Origin of the sequence: Pseudomonas caspiana, assembly GCF_002158995.1 — a bacterium.
Lineage (GTDB): Bacteria > Pseudomonadota > Gammaproteobacteria > Pseudomonadales > Pseudomonadaceae > Aquipseudomonas > Aquipseudomonas caspiana.
The window spans coordinates 181,746-186,691 of the sequence record NZ_LOHF01000007.1 but is presented as its reverse complement, the minus strand read 5'-3'; the positions used below and the strand labels follow the sequence as shown (position 1 = coordinate 186,691).

Below are 4,946 nucleotides of genomic sequence, written 5' to 3'. Positions count from 1 at the left end.
CCGATCATTGCTCAAATTGATAGTCGCAAAAGTTGATGTTTTTCAATGCATAACACCGCGAACGGGACTTCTGCGGGACCGGATTGAAGACGGTACAACCGACAAAACTGTGTCGGCTGTACCGGCCTCACCGGATAGATCCGGTCTCATTGGCTGGGTTAAATCCTGAAATGACTCACCATCGTCTGCAACTGATTACCCAACCGCGCCAACTCAACGCTGGACGCTGCGGTTTCCTCACTGGCCGAAGCGGTCTGCTCGGAGATGTCACGTACGCTGATAATGCTGCGGCTGATCTCTTCGGCGACTGAGCTTTGCTGCTCGGCAGCCGCAGCGATCTGCTGGTTCATGGCCTGAATGCTGGAAACCGTCTGGGTAATGCTGCCCAGCGAAGTACCGGCTTTGCGGGTCAGGGCGACGCTGCTGTCGGTCAGTTCGCGGCTGCTGAGCATGATGCTGGACACTTGGCGGGTGCCGTTTTGCAGGCCGCTGACCAGATTTTCGATTTCTTCGGTCGATTGCTGGGTCCGTTGTGCCAAGCCCCGAACTTCGTCGGCCACGACGGCAAATCCACGACCGGCTTCGCCTGCTCGCGCGGCTTCAATGGCGGCGTTGAGGGCCAGCAGGTTGGTTTGTTCGGCAACGGCCTTGATCACGTCCATGACCTTGCCGATCTTGTCACTTTCCTGTTCCAGTTGAGTCATCGCGTCGGCGGAACGCACCACTTCAGTGGCCAGGCGTTCGATTTGTGCGATGGCTTCACCAACAACTTTGTCGCCTGCGCGGGCTTCGCTGTCGGCTGCCGAGGCGGCCTGAGAAGCTTGCTCTGCGTTGCGGGCAACTTCCTGAACCGTGGCCGACATTTCGTTCATGGCGGTGGCAACCTGATCGGTCTCGACCTTCTGGCTGTTAACCCCAGCGCTGGTCTGTTCGGTCACTGCGGAAAGTTCTTCGGCAGCGCTGGCGATCTGTGTGACGCCATCACGAATACCGCCGATCAAGTCGCGCAGCGTGCTGCCCATGCGTTGAATACCTTGCTGCAATTCGCCCAATTCATCGCGACGGGTTACGACGGCGCTGTGTGTGAGATCACCGGAAGCAATGCGCTCGACCACGTTAAGGGTGTCTCGCAGCGGACGGTTAATCTGTTGAGTGATGACTGCTGCCGCAAGTGTGCCCAATACCAGCGCCAATAGTGTGCAGGTGATTTGCAGCGTGCGCGCCTGACTGGTGTTCTGTTCGCGAGCATTGAGCTGGAAGTCGTACATTGCGTCACTGGCCTGAGTGATCGCGCGCCCTTGCTCAAGGGTTTCTTTCGTGGCTTCGGTGATATCCGCGTTGGCTGCAGTAAAGCGCTGCACAGCGGCGCGGTAGCCGATCAACGAAGTTTCGAGCTGCTTGAGCTTGTCGCCATGTTTAGTGCCGAATGTAGCGTTGAGCTGCTCCATGCCTTGGAGTGCCGTCTCGAGCTGACGGAAAGCGTTGTCCTTGGTGGTCGTCGTTGCGTTACCGGTATAACCGCGGACTTCATAGCGCACCAGCGCCAGGTTTTCCTTGGCCTTCATGATGTCCTGATAGGCCGCGAAGCGTTCATCGCCGGAAGGCATCTGCATCACGTCATCCAGGATCTGACCAATCAGCTCCGCACCTTTGACGGCATACACGCCCATCTCTTTGCGTACGGTGGCGTCGGTTTTGTAGGCCTCGCGCATCTTGCTCAGCGACTTCTGATAATCGGCGGTCAGGCTGTTGATCTTCTGCAGGCTGCCCAGGTTGGTTGCGCTGGCAAACACTGTTGCGAGACGCTTTTGTTGCGCGTCGAACTCATCCAGTGCCGTTTGTGCCACGGCCGCGCTTTTCTCGTCGCCCTTGTCCACTACATATTGCAAGCGAGCGGAGTTCACGTCGTCCAGCAGTGCATTGAGTTGCGTGATGTCGACCATCCTGTCGCTGCGCTCGATGAGCTTGCTGACGCTGCTCCAGCCAGTCGCGGCAAGCACGGCAGTCAGAATCAGCACGATGCCGAAGCCCAGCGCCAGTTTCATTTTGACGCTGATATTTGCAAACCATGTATTCATGACTCTCCTTGGAATTCTTGCCAGAGCTGGAGCTAGGAAGGTAGCGACCGCGATGAGCGGACAACGCTGATCGCTGAATAGGGCGATAACCTGAAACAAATTGATATATATGAATGTATGAATACCAAATAAATATGGCTGTTGGCCATCATTTTTTTGGCGTCATTTTATCGGTGTGCGGAGGAGGATCTTGTAAAAATGTGCTTCAGAAACGCTCAAGCCCGGTAGTTAGCCGGGCTTGAGGTGTATTGCGAGGCGCTGACCTGGACGGTCAGACCTTGAAGTGGCTGACCAGCATTTGCAGCTGATTGCCCAAGCGGGCGAGTTCAACGCTGGACGCAGCGGTTTCTTCGCTGGCCGAAGCGGTCTGCTCGGAAACATCGCGCACGTTGATGATGCTGCGGCTGATTTCTTCAGCGACTGCACTTTGTTCTTCCGCTGCCGCAGCGATTTGCTGGTTCATCGCCTGAATGTTGGAAACCGTCAGCGTGATGCTTTCCAGTGATGTACCGGCTTTGCGGGTCAGGGTCACGCTGCTTTCAGTCAATTCGCGACTGCTCAACATGATGCTCGAAACCTGACGCGTACCGTTCTGCAAACCGGCGACCAGCGATTCGATTTCTTCGGTAGATTTCTGTGTACGCTGCGCAAGGCCGCGTACTTCATCAGCCACTACCGCAAAACCACGACCGGCTTCACCGGCACGTGCCGCTTCGATCGCAGCGTTGAGCGCCAGCAGGTTGGTTTGCTCGGCAACAGCCTTGATCACATCCATGACCTTGCCGATCTTGTCGCTTTCCTGCTCAAGCTGGGTCATCGCGTCTGTGGAGCGGACGACTTCAGCGGCCAGGCGCTCGATCTGCACGATGGCCTCACCGACGACTTTGTCACCGTCACGGGCTTCTTTATCTGCTGCGGAGGCTGCTTGCGAAGCCTGTTCAGCGTTACGCGCAACTTCCTGCACAGTAGCCGACATCTCGTGCATGGCGGTAGCCACCTGATCAGTCTCGACCTTCTGGCTGTTCACGCCTGCGCTGGTTTGCTCGGTGACGGCAGACAGCTCTTCGGCGGCGCTGGCGATCTGCACAACACTGTCACGAATATTGCCGATCAGGTCGCGCAGGGTTGTACCCATGCGCTGAATGCCTTGTTGCAACTCGCCCAGTTCGTCGCGACGTGTCACGACCATCGTGTGCGACAGGTCGCCGGAGCCAATGCGCTCTACAACTTCCAGGGTTTCTTTCAGGGGACGAGTAATCTGGCGAGTGATGATCACTGCCGCGAACACGCCCAGAATCAGAGCCAGGAAGGTGCAAATCAGCTGCATGTTGCGTGCTTCGGAGCTTTCGATGTCACGACGTTCCAATTGGATTTTGTACATGTCATCGCTGAGCTTGACGATGGTCGCGCCCTGGGTCGTCATGTTTTTGCGCAATACAGCCAGGTTACCGATGGTGGTCTTGAACCCCAACAGCGAGGTGCGGTACTCACTCAGTTCGGCTTCCAGTTGTTTGAGACGGTCAGCTTGTGCGCCACTGAAAGTCGACTGAGTGGCTTGCAGGCCTTTGATCGCATTTTCGATCTGGCTCAGCGCCTTTTGCTCATTTTCAGGTGTGGTATTGCCGGTGTAGCCACGCGTCTCGTAGCGCGCGAGCATCAGGTCCTGTTTGACCTTGCTGATGGCTTGATACTGTTCGAAGCGGCGCTCATCTTCTGCGCCCAGGGTCAACACATCGGCGTAGAGCTGATCGACCAGCGCGTTGCCTTTATCGGCGTGGACGCCCATTGCCTCGCGTGCGCTGTTAGTGGCTTTGTAACCAGCGCGCATTTCGGCGAGGCCTTTTTCGTATTCGGCAATAACAGTGCTCAATTGTTTTAAGAGCTCTATGTTTGCAGGGCTCTTGAAGCTTTTCAGCAGTTTTTCCTGCTGCGCTTTAAAGCCGTCCAGCGCGACCTGAACGGTCTGAGCCACGGTGTCGTCACCGTCGGCCACCATGTATTGCAGGCGCGCCACCCGCAGCTTGGTCAACTGGGCATTGAGCTCGGTGATGTCGCTCATCCAGTTGCTGCGGTCAATGAGTTTACTCAGGCTGTTCCAGCCAGTCAGAGCGAGAAAGGCAGTAAAAATAAGCACCAGCCCAAAACCGAGGGCGAGCTTCATGTTGACGCTGATATTGGCAAACCAGCTGTTCATTGTGTTTCTCCACGAATATTTTTGCTTTGAAGATCATTCACAGCCGGAGCGTTGTTTTTTTAAGGCGGCGAGGCATCTGTACAACACCCTATCGGCAATGGTTTGCGAAGCTGAATGGCCGATGCTCAAAAAGTAGCGCACAGTTTCAAGCAGTTGTTTGATCAGCTGTTTTAATCGGGAAAAGTATAAGTGGAGGTCGGACATCATATTTGTGTAGATAATTGTTATACCAATGATTGGATCCAATTATTTACAGGGCGCTCATCTTGATTAAGCGGGTTATATATCCCGATGAACGGAAAGGCTTTATGACAGGCAAAATTAAGCCCGGCAATAGCCGGGCTGTTTGAAGAGCAGAGTGTAATCAGCTCAGACGATTTGCACCCACGTGATCAGCACCATCAGCAGCTACACGATTTGCACCGACGTGGTCCGCACCATCAGCGGCTACGCGGTTTGCACCGACGCGGTCAGCACCATCAGCAGCCAGGCGGCTTGCACCGACATTGGTATGAGCAGTGCCACCTTCAGCTACGACAATAGTGGCCGGAGCTGGGTCGATCAGGTTGGTGTTGTCATTGCCTGGAAGGCTAGGCAACTGTGGGGAAGCGAAAACACTTGAAGCCAGAACGGAGAAGGTAAGGCCGAAGATCAGTTTTGAAGTTTTCATGATT

General features: G+C 55.3%; 3 protein-coding genes and 1 pseudogene. All 4 read right to left on the bottom strand.

Annotated features, from left to right (window positions below; translation table 11 throughout):
• Positions 1-158: 158 nt before the first annotated feature.
• A complete protein-coding gene (locus AUC60_RS28520) occupies positions 159-872 on the bottom strand; it encodes a methyl-accepting chemotaxis protein (RefSeq protein ID WP_405623784.1) in 714 nt (237 codons plus the stop codon).
• A gap of 141 nt (positions 873-1,013) precedes the next feature.
• Positions 1,014-2,045 (bottom strand): annotated as a pseudogene (locus tag AUC60_RS28515) (methyl-accepting chemotaxis protein); the annotation flags it as partial.
• 304 nt (positions 2,046-2,349) lie between these two features.
• Positions 2,350-4,239: a HAMP domain-containing methyl-accepting chemotaxis protein gene (locus AUC60_RS11100; protein ID WP_372489416.1), complete on the bottom strand. Its 1,890-nt coding sequence runs from the start codon at positions 4,237-4,239 to the stop codon at positions 2,350-2,352.
• Positions 4,240-4,636: 397 nt separating this feature from the next.
• The gene (locus AUC60_RS11095) at positions 4,637-4,942 is read right to left on the bottom strand and encodes a hypothetical protein (RefSeq protein ID WP_087266675.1); all 306 of its coding nucleotides are present in this window, start codon (positions 4,940-4,942) and stop codon (positions 4,637-4,639) included.
• Positions 4,943-4,946: the final 4 nt, after the last annotated feature.